Below are 16,476 nucleotides of genomic sequence, written 5' to 3'. Positions count from 1 at the left end.
AGGCACGCATAAGGGTGGGTGAATTCGAGGTGGCGTGCCGGTATATTCTTCTTTTCCGGACTCCTGGAAAGAAGATCACGCGCAGTAATCACCCTCCTTTTGATTACTTCCTGCGGCCTTCGGAAGTGCTTTCCTTCGGAGCTTCTTAATTCAGGCCCTGTGCCACAGTCCTGTGACACAAGCGTGACAGCAGAGGTACACGGGGATGCATCGGGACCGCATCGGGACCCATGGCCACCAGCGCTTCCGCCGCGGCGGAAGGCGGCCTACGGTGAGGGGTATGGCACCTGTACCGACCCCTCCCGCCCAGCCGGACGACACTCCCGACTCGTACGTCGGCCTCGACGCAGAGACGGCCGAACGGCAGGCCAGAGCGCGTGGCTGGAGCACGGTCCGGGCCCTTCCCCCGGGCACCGTCATCACCATGGAGTTCCGTGGCGGACGCATCAACTTCGAGGTGGAGGCCTCGGCCGTGACCCGCTGCTGGATCGGCTGAACCCCGCGCACGACGAAGGCCCCGGCCCCGGGCCCGGCGAGAGAAGGCCCCGACCGGAGTCGGGGCCTTCGTCGTGCGCGGGAGGCGGGCTCGCGCTCTTCCCTTCGCAGGTCAGGGGGCGACCGGGCCGCCTGCCACCGGGCGGGACGGGCCCGCGCTGCTCCTCGGGGTGCGGTCCGCGTGCGGCGGGCGGCGAGAGACGGCCGGTGCGGGCGGCGTCCGCTCCGGCCGTACGGGGTGCGCCGGGTGTGCCCGGGCCCTGGCAGCCGTCCCCGGATGGCCCCCGGCTCCTGCGGCGCCGGGGGCCGAGCCGCTGCTCGCGGCCTCCTCGGCGGCTCCCTGGGCAACTTCCCGCGCGGCCTCCTGGGCGCCCTGTGCGGTCGCGTCGCCGCCCAGCGCCAGCGCCACCGGCTCGGGTGTCACGGGAGCCTGCCGAACGGGCTTCCGGAGCCTGCGGCGGGTGCGCCACTGCTCGCGCACCGACAGGATCCAGACCTCGGTGCGCGTGATCAGCGGCTCGAACCAGGGCAGGGCGAGCAGGATCAGCAGGCCGGCCGTCCAGCCCAGCAGGACGTCGCTGAGCCAGTGGGTGCCGATGTACACGGTGGTGAGGCCCACGCCGAGCGAGACGAAGGCCGAGGCGGCCGACAGATAGCGCCTGGCCCGCGGCGTGGTGGCCAGGTAGGCGAGGATTCCCCAGGTCACCACGGCATTGGCGGTGTGTCCCGAGGGAAATATATCGCCGCCGGCGAAGAGTTCGGCCGAGCCGATCTGGGTGGCGTAGTGCGGGCCGAGCCGCCCCAGGCCGAGCTTGACCGCGCCCACGGACAGATTGAGCAGCAGCAGTGAGGCGCCCAGGGTGAGCAGCGGGCGCAGCGTGTGCTGGCGCCAGGAGCGCCATCCCAGCCAGGAGGCGACCATCACGGCCGTGGGGCCACGCTGGCCGAGCACGACGTAGTAGTCGAGGAAGGCGTGGAGCTGCGGCCACTGCTGGTAGGGCCGGAACAGCATGACCTTCCAGTCGAGGGTCACCAGCCAGGACGAGACCAGCACGGCAACGACGATGGCGAGATAGAACGCCAAAGTCCCGCCGAAGAGAGCGATGCGGTGACGACTCATCCGCGGGGTCTCTATCTTCGGCGGTTCCGGCTCCCGGTCCAGACGGGCAAAGATGTCGGTACGCACGCAAAGGACGTTACAGCGAGTGAGTGTGCGATCCGGCCGATCCCGCGTCTTTGTGATGACGATGTGATGTGGACTTTGTCTCAGACCGGTATCCATTCCCTGTGCGTCGAGGAATGTTTTCGGCCCACCGCCTATTAGTTCCGGGCGCTATTCGTAGAAATGTTTGAGTGTCGACGAAATGGCGCAGCGTGACCGCGCCGGGCGGACGCGGCGCCATTCGGGGGGCCGCCGGCCGGTGCGCCGAGGCGCCCGGGCCCTACCCGGGCGGGGCTCCGGGCGTCACCACCCGCACGGGGGCCCAGGTGGCGTACGCCACACTCGATGGCCGTGAACGTATGAGGTGCGCCACGTGTGGCCATCGGGGACTCGCGTACGCTGACGGCTCACTCGCCCGTCGATGCCGGGCCCGTGGGGGCGGCCGTGAGCCGGATCCCCTGGCGGTCCGCCGAGCGCGAGGGACTCATTGTGGGAGGTACGTACATGACTGGGACGTCCACGGCCGTGAGCAGGCTGCGCGCGGCAGCCGACGGTGCCAACCGCTGGGCCGTCCTGGTCGTCCTCTGCCTCAGTCTGCTGCTCGTAGCGCTCGACGCGACCGTGCTGCACGTCGCGGTCCCCGCCGTCACCGCTGACCTGCGGCCCACCGCCGTCGGTCTGCTGTGGATCGTGGACGTCTACCCGCTGGTCTGCGCCTCGCTGCTGATCCTCTTCGGCACGCTCGGCGACCGGATCGGCAGACGGCGCGTCCTCCTCTTCGGCTACGCGCTCTTCGGCCTCGCCTCCGCGCTCGCCGCGACGGCCGGTTCGCCCGGTGTGCTGATCGCGGCGCGTGCCCTGCTCGGTGTGGGCGGCGCGATGATCATGCCGGCCACGCTGTCGATCCTGCGCCAGATCTTTCCCGACCGTCGCGAGCGGGCCCTGGCCATCGGCATATGGACCGCGGTCGCCGCGGTCGGAGCCGCGACCGGGCCGGTCATCGGCGGCTTCCTGGTCGAGCACTACTGGTGGGGTTCGGTCTTCCTGATCAACATCCCGCTCATGGTGCTGATCCTGCCCGTGGCGCGCCTGCTGCTGCCCGAGTCCCGCGGTGAGAGCGACGGTCCCTGGGACGTGCTCGGTGCCCTGATGGCGGCCGCCGGTGTGCTCGGGGTCGTCCTCGGGATCAAGCGGATCGGCGGCGGTGAAGGGCTGCTGAACCTCGCCACCCTCCTTCCGCTGCTCGCCGGAGTCGCGCTGGTCGTCCTCTTCGTACGCAGGCAGAAGCGGCGTGCGCACCCGCTGATCGACATCGCGATGTTCTCCCGGCCCGCCTTCACCACGGCGGTCGGCTGCATCGTGCTCGCCATGCTGGCTCTGGTCGGCCTGGAGCTGATCGCCGTCCAGTACCTCCAGCTGGTCCTTGACCTGAGTCCGCTGGAGACCGGACTGCGGCTGCTGCCGCTGACCTTCGCCGCGATGGCGGCCGGCGCCACCGGCTCGTACACCCTGAGCCGCGTCGGGCCCCGCCGGATGGTCGGCTGGGGGTTCGTGCTGACGGCGGCCTCGGTGCTCCTGCTGACCCTGATGGGCCAGCAGGACCGGCCCGCGCTGCTGACCGCCGGCTTCGTGCTGCTGGGCTTCGGCCTGCAGTCCACGCTGTTCGGGGCGTACGAATCGATGCTGAGCGAGGCCCCCGCCGAGCGGGCAGGCGGTGCGGCCGCGATCGGCGAGACCGCGTACCAGCTGGGCGCCGGCATGGGGATCGCCCTGCTCGGCAGTGTCATGAACGCGGCCTACGCGCCCGGATTCGCCCGACTCGACGGGAGCGCGGGCGTGCCCACGGCCGCCGAGTCGGCCGCCTCGCATTCGCTGGGTGAGGCCTACCAGGTGGCCGGCCGGCTGGGCGGTCCCGCGGGTGACCTGCTGCGGAACACGGCCCGGCACGCCTTCGTCGACGGCCTGCACCTCACCCTGCTGGTCAGCGCGGGCCTCCTGCTGCTCGGGGCGCTGGCGGCGCTGCGGCTGCCGCGCGTCATGGACTGTTCCCCGGCGAAGGCGGAGGGTGCCTGCCCGGAGCGGGCGGCCGTGGTCCCGGAGCAGGCGGCCGGCGCCGGGGCTGCCGGGCCGCCGCCGCGCGGTGAGCGCCGTCAGCTCCCGGCGGCGGGCGCCCAGGCGCACCGGGTTCCCCGTCCGGGCCGGCGCGAACCGGCAGAGGCCACCGGCTCTGGACGATCGGCACGCTGAGCCGTAACGTCGGCACGGCGCCGTAACTACCACTGCTAGTTTTAGTACCGTGGCGCGTTCCTCTACCGTGCGAGCCGCCGGAGGCAGCCATGTCCACCACCGAGTCCGCGAAGCCGTCAGGACCCCTGAAGACCCGGCCGTTCGATCCGGGCGACCCCCTCGGCATCGACGACCTCCTCGCCCCCGAGGACCTCGCGATCCGCGACACCGTGCGCGCCTGGGCCGCCGACCGGGTCCTTCCGCACATCTCCGAGTGGTACGAGAACGGCGAGCTCCCCGGTATCCGCGAGCTGGCCCGTGAGCTCGGCTCACTCGGCGCGCTGGGCATGTCCCTGCGGGGCTACGGCTGTGCCGGGGCGAGCGCCGTCCAGTACGGCCTGGCCTGTCTGGAGCTTGAGGCCGCCGACTCCGGCATCCGCTCCCTGGTCTCTGTCCAGGGCTCGCTCGCGATGTACGCCATCCACCGCTTCGGCTCCGAGGAGCAGAAGCAGCGGTGGCTGCCCGCCATGGCGGCCGGCGAGACCATCGGCTGCTTCGGTCTCACCGAACCCGACCACGGCTCGGACCCCGCGGGGATGCGGACCTACGCCGAGCGGGACGGCGAGGACTGGATCCTCACCGGCCGCAAGATGTGGATCACCAACGGTTCGGTCGCGGGAGTCGCCGTCGTCTGGGCGCAGACCGACCAGGCGGGCGACGGCTCCGGGATCCGCGGTTTCGTCGTGCCGACGGACAGCCCCGGCTTCTCCGCGCCCGAGATCAGGCACAAGTGGTCGCTGCGCGCCTCGGTCACCAGCGAGCTGGTCCTGGACGGCGTGCGGCTGCCCGCCGACGCGGTCCTGCCCGGGGCCACCGGGCTGCGCGGCCCGCTGAGCTGTCTCAGCCACGCGCGCTACGGAATCGTCTGGGGTTCCATGGGCGCGGCGCGCGCCAGCTTCGAGGCGGCACTCGACTACGCGAAGTCCCGTGAGCAGTTCGGCCGGCCCATCGCCGGATTCCAGCTCACCCAGGCCAAGCTCGCCGACATGGCCCTTGAGCTCCACAAGGGCATCCTGCTCGCCCACCATCTGGGCCGCCGGATGGACGCCGGCCGGATCCGTCCCGAGCAGATCAGCTTCGGAAAGCTCAACAACGTGCGGGAGGCGATCGAGATCTGCCGTACCTCGCGCACGATTCTCGGGGCCAACGGAATCTCGCTGGAGTACCCCGTGATGCGGCACGCGACGAATCTCGAGTCGGTGCTCACCTACGAGGGCACCGTGGAGATGCACCAGCTGGTGCTGGGCAAGGCGCTCACCGGCCTGGACGCTTTCCGGTAGTCCGGCGAGCGCCTCGCTCAGCTCTGGTTGAAGAAGCCGTCGGCCGGCCGGCCGACGGCTTCGCCGTTGACCACGTGCGTGTGGGCGGGGGACAGCAGGAAGACCCGGGTCGCCACACGGTCGATCGAGCCGTGCAGACCGAAGATCAGTCCCGCGGCGAAGTCGACGACGCGCTTGGCGTCGCCGGGGTCCATCGCCGTGAGGTTGACGATCACCGGCACGCCGTCCCGGAAGAGCTCGCCGATGGCGCGCGCGTCACGGAAGCTGTCCGGGGTGACGGTGGCGATCCGGCGGCCCTTGTCCTCGGCCTTCTCGGAGGCGACCCGCACGCGGGGGTCCGTCACCCATGGCTGATTCGTGCCGGTCTCCGCATCCCCGGAGTACTCGTCGTCGTAGTACCGCTCGTCGTTGTCCTCCACGAGGCCCAGCCAGGCGCTCGCCTTGCGCACCGATCCCATGGACGCCTCCTCTCACCGCGGTTCGTTGGTCTTCCCTATCTCTTTCCTATCCCTATGGTCGTCCATGATGCGGATACAGCGCCAAGGGGATTGGCGTTGCACAGGCGATTCGTGACGTTACTGGTGCAGAACATGTGGCGATTCGTCAGGGTTCGTACCGCATAGGGGGGCTTGCGGAAGGAAAATATGATGCACCCGTCCGTCCGGGTGACATGGAGGGCGTACGGGTGAACGGACCGCTCGATACGATGCGGGCCACGCAGGTGTACGAGCACGGCTCGTCATATGAACGGCTCCCGGGGGATCGTCGTGTTCGGAATCGTGAGGCCATGTACCCATCGGCTGCCCGAGGGGCTCAAGGCGGAGTGGATGGCTCATCTCTGCGGGCTCTGCCTCGCTCTTCGCGCGGACCACGGACAGTTCGCCCGGGTCGTGACGAACTACGACGGCCTGATCATCTCGGTCCTGACGGAGGCTCAGTCGGAGCGCACCGCCGGGCAGCGGCGCACCGCGGGCCCCTGTCCGCTGCGCTCCATGCGGACGGCGCCGGTCGCCCGGGGCGAGGGGGCGAAGCTCGCCGCCGCGGTGTCGCTCGTGCTGGCGTCCGCGAAGGTGCGCGATCATGTGGCCGACCGGGACGGGCTGTTGAAGCGCCGCCCCGTGGCCGCCGCCGCCCGCCGGGTCGCCGCGGGCTGGGACAGGGCCGGGGCGCGCACCGGCGCCGAGCTCGGCTTCGACACGGCGGTGCTGGTCGACGCCGTCGACCGGCAGACCGGAATCGAGTCACTCGCCGGCCCCGGCACCCCGCTGCTGGCCGTCACCGAGCCCACCGAGACGGCGACGGCCGCGGCCTTCGCGCACACCGCCGTACTCGCGGGCACACCGCGGAACGCGGAGCCGCTCGCCGAGGCGGGCCGCCTCTTCGGACGGCTCGCCCATCTGCTGGATGCCGTGGAGGACCGCGAGGCTGACGCCGCGTCGGGTGCCTGGAACCCGCTCACCGCGACCGGTACACCGCTCTCCGAGGCCCGCCGGCTGTGTGACGACGCGCTGCACGGTGTGCGCCTGGCGATGCGGGACGCCGAATTCACCGACAGCACGCTCGCGCATGTGCTCCTGGTGCACGAGCTGCGGCGCTCCGTGGACCGCGTCTTCGGGGCTGCACCGTCCTGCTCGCACCAGCAGGAAGGACAGCCTTCGGGGTCCTTCGGCCCGCCGCCAGGGAATCCGTACGCACCGACGCCCGGCGGTCCGTACGGCCCTCCCGGTCCGCCGCTGCCGCCCGAGCCGCCCCGCAACCGGCGTGGCCTCATCGCGGGCTGTCTCGTCTGGGCCGGACTCGCCTGCACCTGCCAGATGTGCTGTGCCGGCAGCTTCAACGACCCGTGGAGCGGCCAGGAGCGCGAAGGTCTCTGCCACAAGTGCGACGACTGCTGCGACTGCTGTGAAGGATGCGGCGAGGGCTGCGACTGCTGCGGCAACTGCTGCAGCTGCGGTGACGGCTGCGACTGCGGGTGCGACTGCTGACGGGGCGTCAAGCGTCTCCCGGCGGACGGCTCACTTGATCTCGGGCGGCGAGATCTGCGACGTCTCGATCGCCGAACCGGTGGTGCCCCACTTCTTCAGGATGCGGTCGTAGGTTCCGTCGGCCTTGAGGCTGTCGACCGCCGCCTGGAAGGCCGGTGCCAGCGGGGTGCCCTTCTTGAAGACGAAGCCGACATCGAGGCGCTTGTACTCGTTGAGGAAGCGCAGCCCCTTCAGCTGGGCCACGCCGTAGCGCAGTCCGTTGATCGTGTTCATCACGATGTCGCTGCGGCCCTGCTGGAGCGAGATCCAGACGGCGGACGGATCGGCGTACGTCTTGACCTCGTACGGCTTCTTGCCCGCGTCCTCGCACAGCTGCTTGTTCTCGTCCAGGGTCGCCTCGAAGGTCGTCCCCGCGCCGGTGGCGACGGTCAGGCCGCAGAGCTGCGTGAGGTCGGTGACCTTCTTCAGGTCGCTGTCGTCACGGACGGCGAAGCCCTGACCGTCATTGATGTAGGTGACGAAGTCGATGGTCTTCCGGCGCTCGTCCGTCACCCCGAAATTGCCCGTGCCAAGGTCGTACTTGCCGCTGCCGAGGGCGGGAAGGATCGCCTCGAAGGCGGCGACCTCGCGTTTCAGTTTCAGCCCGAGCGCCTTGGCCGCCGCGTCCGCGAAGTCGACGTCGACCCCTGTGAGTGTCTTCCCGTCCTCCAGATAGGCGGCGCCGCTGGGAGGTGAGCCGGCGGCGGCCGCGATCGTCAGGGTGCCGGCGGCGCGCACCTTCTCGGGCAGCAGCTTCGCCGCGTCCTCGTTCTTCTTCACCGACGAGACCACGTCGGTCGTCGGGATCTTCCCCTTCTCCGCGGATCCCGCACCGGCCGCCGAGGTCGCGGGGTCGCCCGACCCGCAGGCGCTGAGCGCGAGGGCGGCCACGGTGATCAGTGCGAAGGCAGCGGTCTGCCTGGTTCGGGGCATGACGGAGTTTCTCCGGATTCGTCGACCCCGCTCCGGGGCCAGGGCAGCACGGAGCGTCGGGGCGGGAGATCAGCTGTTACGAGGGGAGGGCCGAGCGACGTCGCGTACGCGAAGGAACGCAGGGAGATCCGCTCAAGCGCCGGTAAGGGCGCGAGCGGGGAAAAGGGAAACGCAGGGCGTCAGCTCAACAGGAACAGGACCACACGCGACCGAAGTCGATGTGGGAGCGGGTGACCAGCCACAGCTGCGAATACATGGACCAAGTGGAACAGCCATCCGGTGGCACGTCAACCGAACCGAGACGTACGGCTCACACTGTGGACAAGCTTGACAACAGCCCCGTGTGGCGCTTTTCTCGGAGGCGGACCGGCGCTGAGGGGCCCGGTCCACGTCGTGTTTCGCGCTGAAGGCACGCCCCGTGTTCGATCTCTGCATCCACGGAGCCTTCGCATGTCCGCGCAGACCGAAATCCATACCCCGTCACCTTCCGTCCCGCCGGACGAGCATGCCGAGGATGACGCCCCTCGCATCGTCCCCGTACGCCGGACCGGCCAGTGGGCGGCGGCTGTTGTCGTCCTGCTCCTCCTCGCGGGGGCCCTGGTCTCCGTCGTCCGTAACGACGCCTTCCAGTGGGACGTCGTCGGCGCGTACCTCACGACCGACTCCGTGCTGCGCGGTCTCGGCCTCACCCTGTGGCTCACCGGCCTCGTCATGGTGCTCGGCTTCGCGCTCGGCACCCTGCTCGCCGTGTTCCGGCTCTCGAGCAACCGCGTTCTCCAGGCCGTGAGCTGGGGCTACGTCTGGCTGTTCAGGTCGACCCCGATCCTGGTCCAGCTGCTCTTCTGGTTCAACATCGGCGCCCTCTACCCGCAGATCCTCGGCGTCAACACGGTCAACCTCCTCAGCCCGATCGCCGTCGCCGTCATCGGCCTCACGCTCCACGAGGCCGCGTACGCCGCCGAAGTGGTCCGCGGCGGCATCCTGTCCGTCGAGCGCGGACAGCTGGAGGCGGCCCAGTCCCTCGGCCTCGGTCCCTGGCGCCGGCTCCGGCGGATCGTGCTGCCCCAGGCCATGCGTTCCATCGTGCCGCCCGCGGGGAACATGCTGATCGGCACGTTGAAGGGCACCTCGATCGTCAGCATCATTGCCGTGCAGGACCTGCTGTACTCCGCGCAGCTCGTCTACCACCGCACCTACGAGGTCATCCCGCTCCTGCTGGTCGCCACCCTCTGGTACGTCGTGATCACCTCGCTGCTGTCCATCGGCCAGCACTACGTCGAACGCCACTACGCGCGCGGCACGGCAGGTGCCAGATGAGCGACACCCCGACGCTCGTCGTCATAGGCGGCGGACCCCGTGGCACCGGCGTCATCGAACGCATAGCCGTCAACGCCGCCGAGCTGTACGGCGACCGGGCCCTGGACATCCACATCGTCGACCCGTACCCGCCGGGAGGCGGCCGGATCTGGCGGCAGGAGCAGTCCCCGCTGCTCTGGATGAACTCCATGGCCGAGGACGTCACCATGTTCACCGACGACACCGTCCAGCTGGACGGCCCCGTGAACCCCGGCCCCGCCCTGCACACCTGGGCGGCCGACGTCCGCGAGGGGCGGACCACCGTCACCGCCGACTCCGAGGTCCTGGCGGAGATACACGGCCTGACGGGCCAGGGCTTCGCCAGCCGGAGGCTGCAGAGCGCCTATCTGCGCTGGGTCTACGAACAGGCGGTCAAGGCCCTCCCGCCGGGCATCACCGTGCACGAACACACCGGCCACGCCCTGCGCGTATGCGGACCCCGTGGCGGCAGGCAGCACATACACATCCAGGGGCGCGCCGAACCGCTCGCCGCCGACCTCGTCGTCCTCACCGTCGGCCACCTCGACTCCGAACCCGAGCCCGAACAGCAGGAGCTGGCCGCCTTCGCCGCCCGTCACGGGCTGGTCCACCTGCCGCCGGACTTCACCGCGGACACCGACCTGTCCGCCGTGCCCGCGGGGGAATCCGTCCTCGTACGCGGCTTCGGCCTCGCCTTCATCGACCTGATGGTGCTGCTCACCGAGGGCCGCGGCGGACGGTACGAGGACGGGGTCTACATCCCCTCCGGCAGGGAGCCTGTCCTCCACGTCGGATCGCGGCGAGGCGTCCCGTACCACTCCAAGATCGGCTACTCCTGGCAGGGCGAACGGCCGCCCCTGCCACGTCACTTCGGCGCCGATCAGGTCCAGGAGATCCTGAACAGGCCGGGCCCCGTGGACTACCGGCGCGATCTGTGGCCTCTGATCGCCAAGGAGCTGGGCCACGCCCACTACCACCAGCTCTTCACCGCCCACCCCGAGCGCACCGCCGTGGCCCTGGGCGACTTCGAGGAGAAGTACGCCGTCGCCGAGCCCGGCAGCCCGGAACTCGCCGCCCTCGTCGCATCGGCCGTCCCCGACCCGGCCGACCGGCTCGACCTCGACGCCCTCGACCAGCCGCTCGACGGGGTGCGCCACGACTCGTACGACTCGCTCCAGGACACGCTGCGCGCCCACATCACCGCCGACCTCGAACGCCGTCACGACCCCGCGCACAGCTCCGACCTCGCCGTGTTCCTCGGACTGCTCTCCGTCTACGGGCAGCTGATCAGCATCGGCGACATCGGCGCACGGTGGCACGGCTTCTTCAACTACCTGGCCTCCGGCCCTCCCGGGCCCCGGCTGCGCCAGCTCCTCGCACTCTCCGAGGCCGGTGTCGTCCGCTTCCTCGGCGCCGGCATGACCGTCGAGTCCGACGAGGAACAAGGCGTCTTCCGCGCCCGCAGCACCACCGTGCCCGGCGCGTACACCGAAGCCCGTGCCCTGGTCGAGGCCCGGCTGCCCGATCCCTCGCTCCGCAAGACCCGCAGCCCGCTGCTGAGCGCGCTGTACGAGGACGGGGCGGCCGGCACCGACACCGGACTGCTCTCCGTCGACCCGGGCGACAGCCGGATCCTGGACACGGAGGGCCGCCCGCACCCGCGCCGCTTCGCCCTCGGCCCCTACACCACCGCGCGCAACAGCGGTGCCTTCACCCGGCCGCGCACCGGTGGCGCGGCCTTCCGGCAGAACGACGTCACCGCCCGCACGGCGCTCGCGTTCCTGCGCGACCTCTCCTGTCGGGACCGCCTCACCGCGTGAGCACGGCCCCCTTGTTCGTAGCCCTGTCGCAGAAGGAACCCCCGTCATGTCGCTGACCAGCGATCCACCCGTCCGCCCACCTGCCGAGACCGGTCCGGCCGACGGTCCGAAGGCCGACAGCCCGAAGGCCGAGGACCACGCGGCCCTGAAAGTCGTCCCCCTGCGCCACCCCTGGCGCTGGGTGGCCGTCGTGGCCACAGCAGTGCTGCTCGCCCAGTTCCTGAACGGCCTGGTCACCAACCCCGGCTGGGAGTGGGACGTCTTCGCCCGCTTCATCACCACCGAGACGATCCTCCACGCCGTCTGGGTCACCCTGCAGCTGACCTTCTACGGCACGGTGATCGGCTTCGCGCTCGGCATCGTCCTGGCCTTCATGCGGATGTCGAGCAGCCCCTTCCTCAAGGCGGTGTCCTACGCCTACATCTGGGCGTTCCGCTCGATACCGCTCATCGTCCAGCTGCTGTTCTGGTTCAACCTGGCCTACCTCTACAAGGAGCTCCAGTTCGGCATCCCGTTCGGGCCGGGATTCTTCTCCTTCGACACGATGAACCTCGTCGGCGCGATGAGCGCCGCCGTACTCGGACTCGCCCTGCACCAGGCCGCGTACGCGGCGGAGATCGTCAGGGGCGGCATCCTGGCCGTGGACAGCGGCCAGTCGGAAGCCGCCGCCGCGCTCGGGATCCCACGGCTGCGACAGCTGCGCCGCATCGTGCTGCCACAGGCGATGCGCTCCATCCTGCCGAACGCCGCCAACGAGATCATCTCGCTCTTCAAAGGCACCTCGATCGTCTCCGTGATGGCGATCGGCGAGCTCTTCTACCAGGTCCAGGTCGTCTACGGCCGCAACGGCCGGGTGGTGCCGCTGCTCATGGTCGCCACGGCCTGGTACATCCTCCTGACCAGCGTGCTCTCCGTCCTCCAGTACTACGTCGAACGCCACTACGCCAAGGGGGCCGTGCGATGAGCGCACCCACGCAGGAATCCGCCGGACCCGACGCCATGGTCGAGATCCACTCCGTCCACAAGAGCTTCGGCCCGCTCGAAGTGCTCCGCGGCATCGATCTGTCGGTGCGGGCCGGCGAGGTCACCGTCGTCCTCGGCCCCTCCGGATCGGGCAAGTCGACGCTGTTGCGCACCATCAACCACCTGGAGAAGGTCGACCAGGGCTGGATCAGCGTCGACGGCACTCTCGTCGGCTACCGGAGGTCAGGCAACAAGCTCTACGAGCTGCGCGAGCGCGAGGTCCTGCGCCAGCGCACCGCGATCGGTTTCGTCTTCCAGAACTTCAACCTCTTCCCGCACCTCACCGTCCTCGAGAACGTCATCGAGGCCCCCGTCTCGGCGCTCGGCCACCCGCGCAAGGCCGCCGTCGCCGCCGCCGAGAAGCTCCTTGCACGGGTGGGCCTCGCCGACAAGGCCGGGACCTACCCCAAGCAGCTCTCCGGCGGCCAGCAGCAGCGCGTCGCCATCGCCCGTGCCCTCGCCCTGGAACCGAAGCTGCTGCTCTTCGACGAGCCGACATCGGCGCTGGACCCCGAGCTCGTCGGTGAGGTCCTCGACGTCATCAAGGATCTGGCCGACGGGGGCACCACGATGATCGTCGTCACGCACGAGATCGGCTTCGCCCGCGAGGTCGCCGACACCGTCGTCTTCATGGACGAGGGCCGGATCGTCGAACAGGGCACCCCCGCCGACGTACTCGACCGCCCGGTCCAGGAGCGCACCCGCGCCTTCCTCTCCAAGGTCCTCTGACCTTGTCCCCGCAGCCAAGGAGCAGTCACGTGGTTGTCAGCCGTACCCTCACCGCCGCCCTCGCCACCCTCACCGCCGCCGGGCTGCTCACCGCGTGCGGCACCAGCGACGGCTCCGAGGACGTGATCCGCGCCAAGGGGCAGAAGGACTCCGACCCCGGTATCAACATCGGTCCCGACCAGCACCGGATCAGAGGCAAGAAGGTGGACGCCGTGGCGGCCCGGGTGCCGGCCGCCATCCGCAAGCGCGGCACCCTGCGGCTCGGACAGAGCGCCGACAGCTCGCCGCCACTCGGCTTCTACGCGACGGACGACAAGACCCGGATCGGCGCCGACATCGACCTGGCGATCCTCATCGCCGACACGCTCGGTCTGAAGCCGGTGTCCGAGCAGGTCTCCTGGGAGAACCTCTTCGTCGGCCTCGACAGCTCCAAGTTCGACGCGGTCCTGTCCAACGTCACCGTGACCGAGGAGCGCAAGGAGAAGTACGACTTCGCCACCTACCGTCTGGACAACATCGCCTTCGAGGCGAAGAAGGGCTCCGACTGGAAGGTGAAGGCCCCGGCCGACGTGGCGGGGAAGACCATCGCCGTCTCCTCAGGCACCAACCAGGAGAAGATCCTCGTCGACTGGAGCGAGGAGAACGTCAAGGCCGGCCGGAAGCCCGTGGAGATCAAGTACTTCCAGAACATCACCGACTACTACATCGCCCTCCAGTCGGGCCGTATCGACGCCTACCTCGGCCCGAGCCCCTCCGCCAACTACCACGTGGCGACGGCCGGCCAGTCCGAGGTCGTCGGCACGCTCTCCGGCGGAGGCGAGGGCATCCAGGGGAAGATCGCCGCCACCACCAGGAAGGACAGCGGCCTGGTCGAGGCGTACGGCGCCGCGATCGACCACATCATCAAGGACGGCTCGTACGCCAAGGTGCTGAAGCGCTGGGGCCTGTCCAACGAGGCCGTGAAGAAGTCGGAGATCAACCCGCCCGGCCTCCCCAAGACCGAGAACTGAGCCCGAGAGGTCCCGCATGTCCGCCACCAGGCCACTCCATCTCGCCGCCGAGATCGGCGGCCCGCCGCGCTACGACGCCGGCTCCCACACCGCGCTCGCCCGCCTCGCCGAGGAAGGCACGCTCGACTACGTCACCCTGAGCGATTCCTTCAACCGCCCAGGACCCGACGCGCTCGCCGTGCTGGCCAGGGTCGCCCCGGCCACCACGCGGATCGGTCTCGTACCGACCGTCACCACCACCCACACCGAGCCCTTCCACGTCTCGTCCGCCGTCGCCACCCTCGACTGGGTCAGCAAGGGCAGGGCCGGCTGGCAGGCCGATGTGTCGACGACCGAGGCCGAGGCCCGGCTCTTCGGCCGGCGCCGGGCCGCGCCGGGCACCGCCCTCTGGCAGGAGGCGGGGGAGGCCGCCGACGCCGGGGCCAGGCTGTGGGACAGCTGGGAGGACGACGCGGAGATCCGGGATGTCGCCACCGGCCGCTTCGTCGACCGGGACAAGCTCCACTACATCGACTTCGAGGGCAGCACCTTCTCCGTCCGCGGCCCGGCCATCGTGCCCCGGCCCCCGCAGGGCAGGCCCGTCACCGTCATCGACGGCACGAGCGGCCCCGCCCAGGAGACCGCGGCGCGCCACGCCGACGTCGTCCACGTACGGGCCACCTCACCGGAACAGGCGGCCGCGCTCCGCGACGACCTGCGCCGGAGCGCCGCGGCCCACGGCCGGGACCCCGAGGGCCTGCGGGTCCTGGTCGCCCTCACCGTCGACCTCGGGGACGCCGAGAAGACACCCGAACCCGGTCTGGAGAGCGGTCCGCCGCTGGCCGGGCGGGGGACGTACTTCCGGGGTGGCCCGGTGGACCTCGCCGACCTCATCGCCCGGTGGCACCGGGGCGGGGCCGTGGACGGCTTCCACCTCACCCCCATCTCACCGGAGCGTGACCTGGAGAGGATCGTCAACGGAACGGTGGCGCTGCTCCAGCACCGCAGTCTGTTCCGCACCTTCTACCCGGGCGGCACACTCCGCGAGCACCTCGGGCTCGGCCGGCCCGCCAACCGCTACGCGCTCGCGAGGACCTCAGGGGAGACCTCATGAAACAGATGCACCTCGCCGCCCACTTCCCGGGCGTCAACAGCACCACCGTGTGGGCTGATCCGCGCTCCCGAAGCCAGATCGACTTCACCTCCTTCGAGCACCTGGCCAGGACCGCCGAGCGCGGGAAGTTCGACTTCTTCTTCCTCGCGGAAGGGCTGCGGCTGCGCGAGCACAACGGCCTCATCCACGATCTCGACGTGGTCGGCCGTCCCGAATCGCTCACCGTGCTGAACGCCCTGGCCGCCGTCACCGACCGGCTGGGGCTCGCCGCCACGGTCAACGCCACCTTCAACGAGCCGTACGAACTCGCCAGGCGCCTCGCGACGCTCGACCACCTCAGCGACGGGCGCGCGGCATGGAACGTGGTGACCTCGTCCGACGCCTTCACCGGCGAGAACTTCCGCAGGGGCGGCTATCTCGACCGGGCCGACCGGTACACCAGGGCCGCTGAATTCGTCGCAACCGCACGGGAGTTGTGGGATTCATGGACCCCGGACGGCACATCGCGGCCGTTCGCGCACTCGGGGCAGCACTTCGACATCTCCGGTGAGTTCACCGTCCCGCGCTCGCCGCAGGGGCACCCCGTCGTCATCCAGGCGGGGGACTCCGACGAGGGCCGGGAGTTCGCCGCATCCGCGGCCGACGTCATCTTCACCCGGCACGGCACCCTGGAGGCCGGCCGGCAGTTCTATGCCGACATCAAGGGGCGCCTCGCGAAGTACGGCAGGCAGCCCGGCGACCTGAAGATCATGCCGGGGGTCACCGTCGTCATCGGCGACACCGACGCGGAGGCCCAGGAGAACGCCGCGGAGATCCGCCACCAGCAGGTGTCCCCGCAGAACGCGATCCTCGCGCTCGAACAGATCTGGGGCCGCGACCTCTCCTCGTACGACCCCGACGGGCCCCTCCCCGACATCGATCCGGACCCCGCGTCGACCCTGGTCCAGGGCCGGGTCCGGGTCGCGGACCCCCTGGCCGCCGCCGCGCGGTGGCGGGCGCTGTCCGAGGCCAAGGGGCTGTCCATCCGTCAGACGGCCATCGAGTCCACGGCCAGGCAGTCCTTCATCGGTTCCCCGGCGACGGTCGCCGCCGAACTGGAGAAGTTCGTGGCCACCGATGCCGCCGACGGCTTCATCCTCGTACCCCATCTCACCCCGGGCGGTCTCGACGGCTTCGTCGACCGGGTCGTCCCGCTCCTCCAGGAACGCGGAGTCTTCCGCTCCGAATACACCGGCTCCACGCTGAGGTCGCACCTCGGTCTGCCCCGGCCGTTGTGGAAAAGTTGA

14 protein-coding genes are annotated in these 16,476 nt (G+C 70.3%); 11 read left to right on the top strand and 3 right to left on the bottom strand.

The annotated features are described in order from the left end of the window. The first annotated feature begins 280 nt into the window (after positions 1–280). Positions 281–496, top strand: coding sequence for an I78 family peptidase inhibitor (locus AB0C75_RS11780; RefSeq protein WP_362889541.1), 216 nt, complete (start codon positions 281–283; stop codon positions 494–496). Between the two features lie 111 nt (positions 497–607). Here the strand turns inward: AB0C75_RS11780 and AB0C75_RS11775 are convergent, their stop codons facing one another. Beyond that, on the bottom strand, positions 608–1,681 hold the full coding sequence (locus tag AB0C75_RS11775) for a phosphatase PAP2 family protein (protein ID WP_362889539.1): 1,074 nt from the start codon (positions 1,679–1,681) through the stop codon (positions 608–610). A gap of 480 nt (positions 1,682–2,161) precedes the next feature. On the opposite strand from AB0C75_RS11775, the gene AB0C75_RS11770 reads away from it, so the two are divergent. Together AB0C75_RS11770 and AB0C75_RS11765 are read left to right on the top strand one after the other, a co-directional pair. After that, complete coding sequence (locus tag AB0C75_RS11770) at positions 2,162–3,904, top strand: MFS transporter (RefSeq protein ID WP_362889537.1); 1,743 nt, start codon at positions 2,162–2,164, stop codon at positions 3,902–3,904. Between the two features lie 89 nt (positions 3,905–3,993). Beyond that, entirely contained in the window at positions 3,994–5,223 is a 1,230-nt protein-coding gene (locus AB0C75_RS11765) for an acyl-CoA dehydrogenase family protein (RefSeq protein ID WP_362889535.1), read from the top strand. 17 nt (positions 5,224–5,240) lie between these two features. Here AB0C75_RS11765 and AB0C75_RS11760 read toward each other — a convergent pair whose 3' ends face one another. Continuing rightward, positions 5,241–5,681: a cell division protein SepF gene (locus AB0C75_RS11760; protein WP_362889533.1), complete on the bottom strand. Its 441-nt coding sequence runs from the start codon at positions 5,679–5,681 to the stop codon at positions 5,241–5,243. Positions 5,682–5,990: 309 nt separating this feature from the next. Here AB0C75_RS11760 and AB0C75_RS11755 point away from each other — a divergent pair, with 309 nt between their 5' ends. Continuing rightward, the gene (locus AB0C75_RS11755) at positions 5,991–7,208 is read left to right on the top strand and encodes a DUF5685 family protein (protein WP_362889531.1); all 1,218 of its coding nucleotides are present in this window, start codon (positions 5,991–5,993) and stop codon (positions 7,206–7,208) included. Between the two features lie 30 nt (positions 7,209–7,238). Here AB0C75_RS11755 and AB0C75_RS11750 read toward each other — a convergent pair whose 3' ends face one another. Continuing rightward, entirely contained in the window at positions 7,239–8,180 is a 942-nt protein-coding gene (locus tag AB0C75_RS11750; RefSeq protein ID WP_362889529.1) for an ABC transporter substrate-binding protein, read from the bottom strand. Between the two features lie 450 nt (positions 8,181–8,630). Between AB0C75_RS11750 and AB0C75_RS11745 the strand changes: the two genes are divergently transcribed. Genes AB0C75_RS11745 through AB0C75_RS11715 form a run of 7 tightly spaced genes read left to right on the top strand, consistent with a single transcriptional unit; the run spans position 8,631 to position 16,476 of the window. Beyond that, on the top strand, positions 8,631–9,497 hold the full coding sequence (locus AB0C75_RS11745) for an amino acid ABC transporter permease (protein WP_362889527.1): 867 nt from the start codon (positions 8,631–8,633) through the stop codon (positions 9,495–9,497). Then, complete coding sequence (locus AB0C75_RS11740; RefSeq protein WP_362889525.1) at positions 9,494–11,335, top strand: FAD/NAD(P)-binding protein; 1,842 nt, start codon at positions 9,494–9,496, stop codon at positions 11,333–11,335. The genes AB0C75_RS11745 and AB0C75_RS11740 overlap by 4 nt, the downstream gene beginning before the upstream one ends. A gap of 46 nt (positions 11,336–11,381) precedes the next feature. Beyond that, a complete protein-coding gene (locus AB0C75_RS11735) occupies positions 11,382–12,299 on the top strand; it encodes an amino acid ABC transporter permease (RefSeq protein WP_362889523.1) in 918 nt (305 codons plus the stop codon). Between the two features lie 35 nt (positions 12,300–12,334). Beyond that, a complete protein-coding gene (locus AB0C75_RS11730) occupies positions 12,335–13,087 on the top strand; it encodes an amino acid ABC transporter ATP-binding protein (protein WP_362889636.1) in 753 nt (250 codons plus the stop codon). Positions 13,088–13,116: 29 nt separating this feature from the next. Continuing rightward, positions 13,117–14,097 carry an ABC transporter substrate-binding protein gene (locus AB0C75_RS11725; RefSeq protein WP_362889521.1) on the top strand — a complete coding sequence of 327 codons (981 nt, stop codon included), beginning with the start codon at positions 13,117–13,119 and terminating at the stop codon, positions 14,095–14,097. Positions 14,098–14,113: 16 nt separating this feature from the next. After that, on the top strand, positions 14,114–15,190 hold the full coding sequence (locus AB0C75_RS11720; RefSeq protein WP_362889519.1) for an LLM class flavin-dependent oxidoreductase: 1,077 nt from the start codon (positions 14,114–14,116) through the stop codon (positions 15,188–15,190). Then, the gene (locus AB0C75_RS11715) at positions 15,187–16,476 is read left to right on the top strand and encodes an NtaA/DmoA family FMN-dependent monooxygenase (RefSeq protein ID WP_362889517.1); all 1,290 of its coding nucleotides are present in this window, start codon (positions 15,187–15,189) and stop codon (positions 16,474–16,476) included. The genes AB0C75_RS11720 and AB0C75_RS11715 overlap by 4 nt, the downstream gene beginning before the upstream one ends.

The organism is Streptomyces sp. NPDC048565 (assembly GCF_040650935.1).
GTDB lineage: Bacteria > Actinomycetota > Actinomycetes > Streptomycetales > Streptomycetaceae > Streptomyces.
The sequence above is the reverse complement of the archived record's forward strand: the minus strand, read 5'-3'. Positions and strand labels throughout refer to the sequence as shown.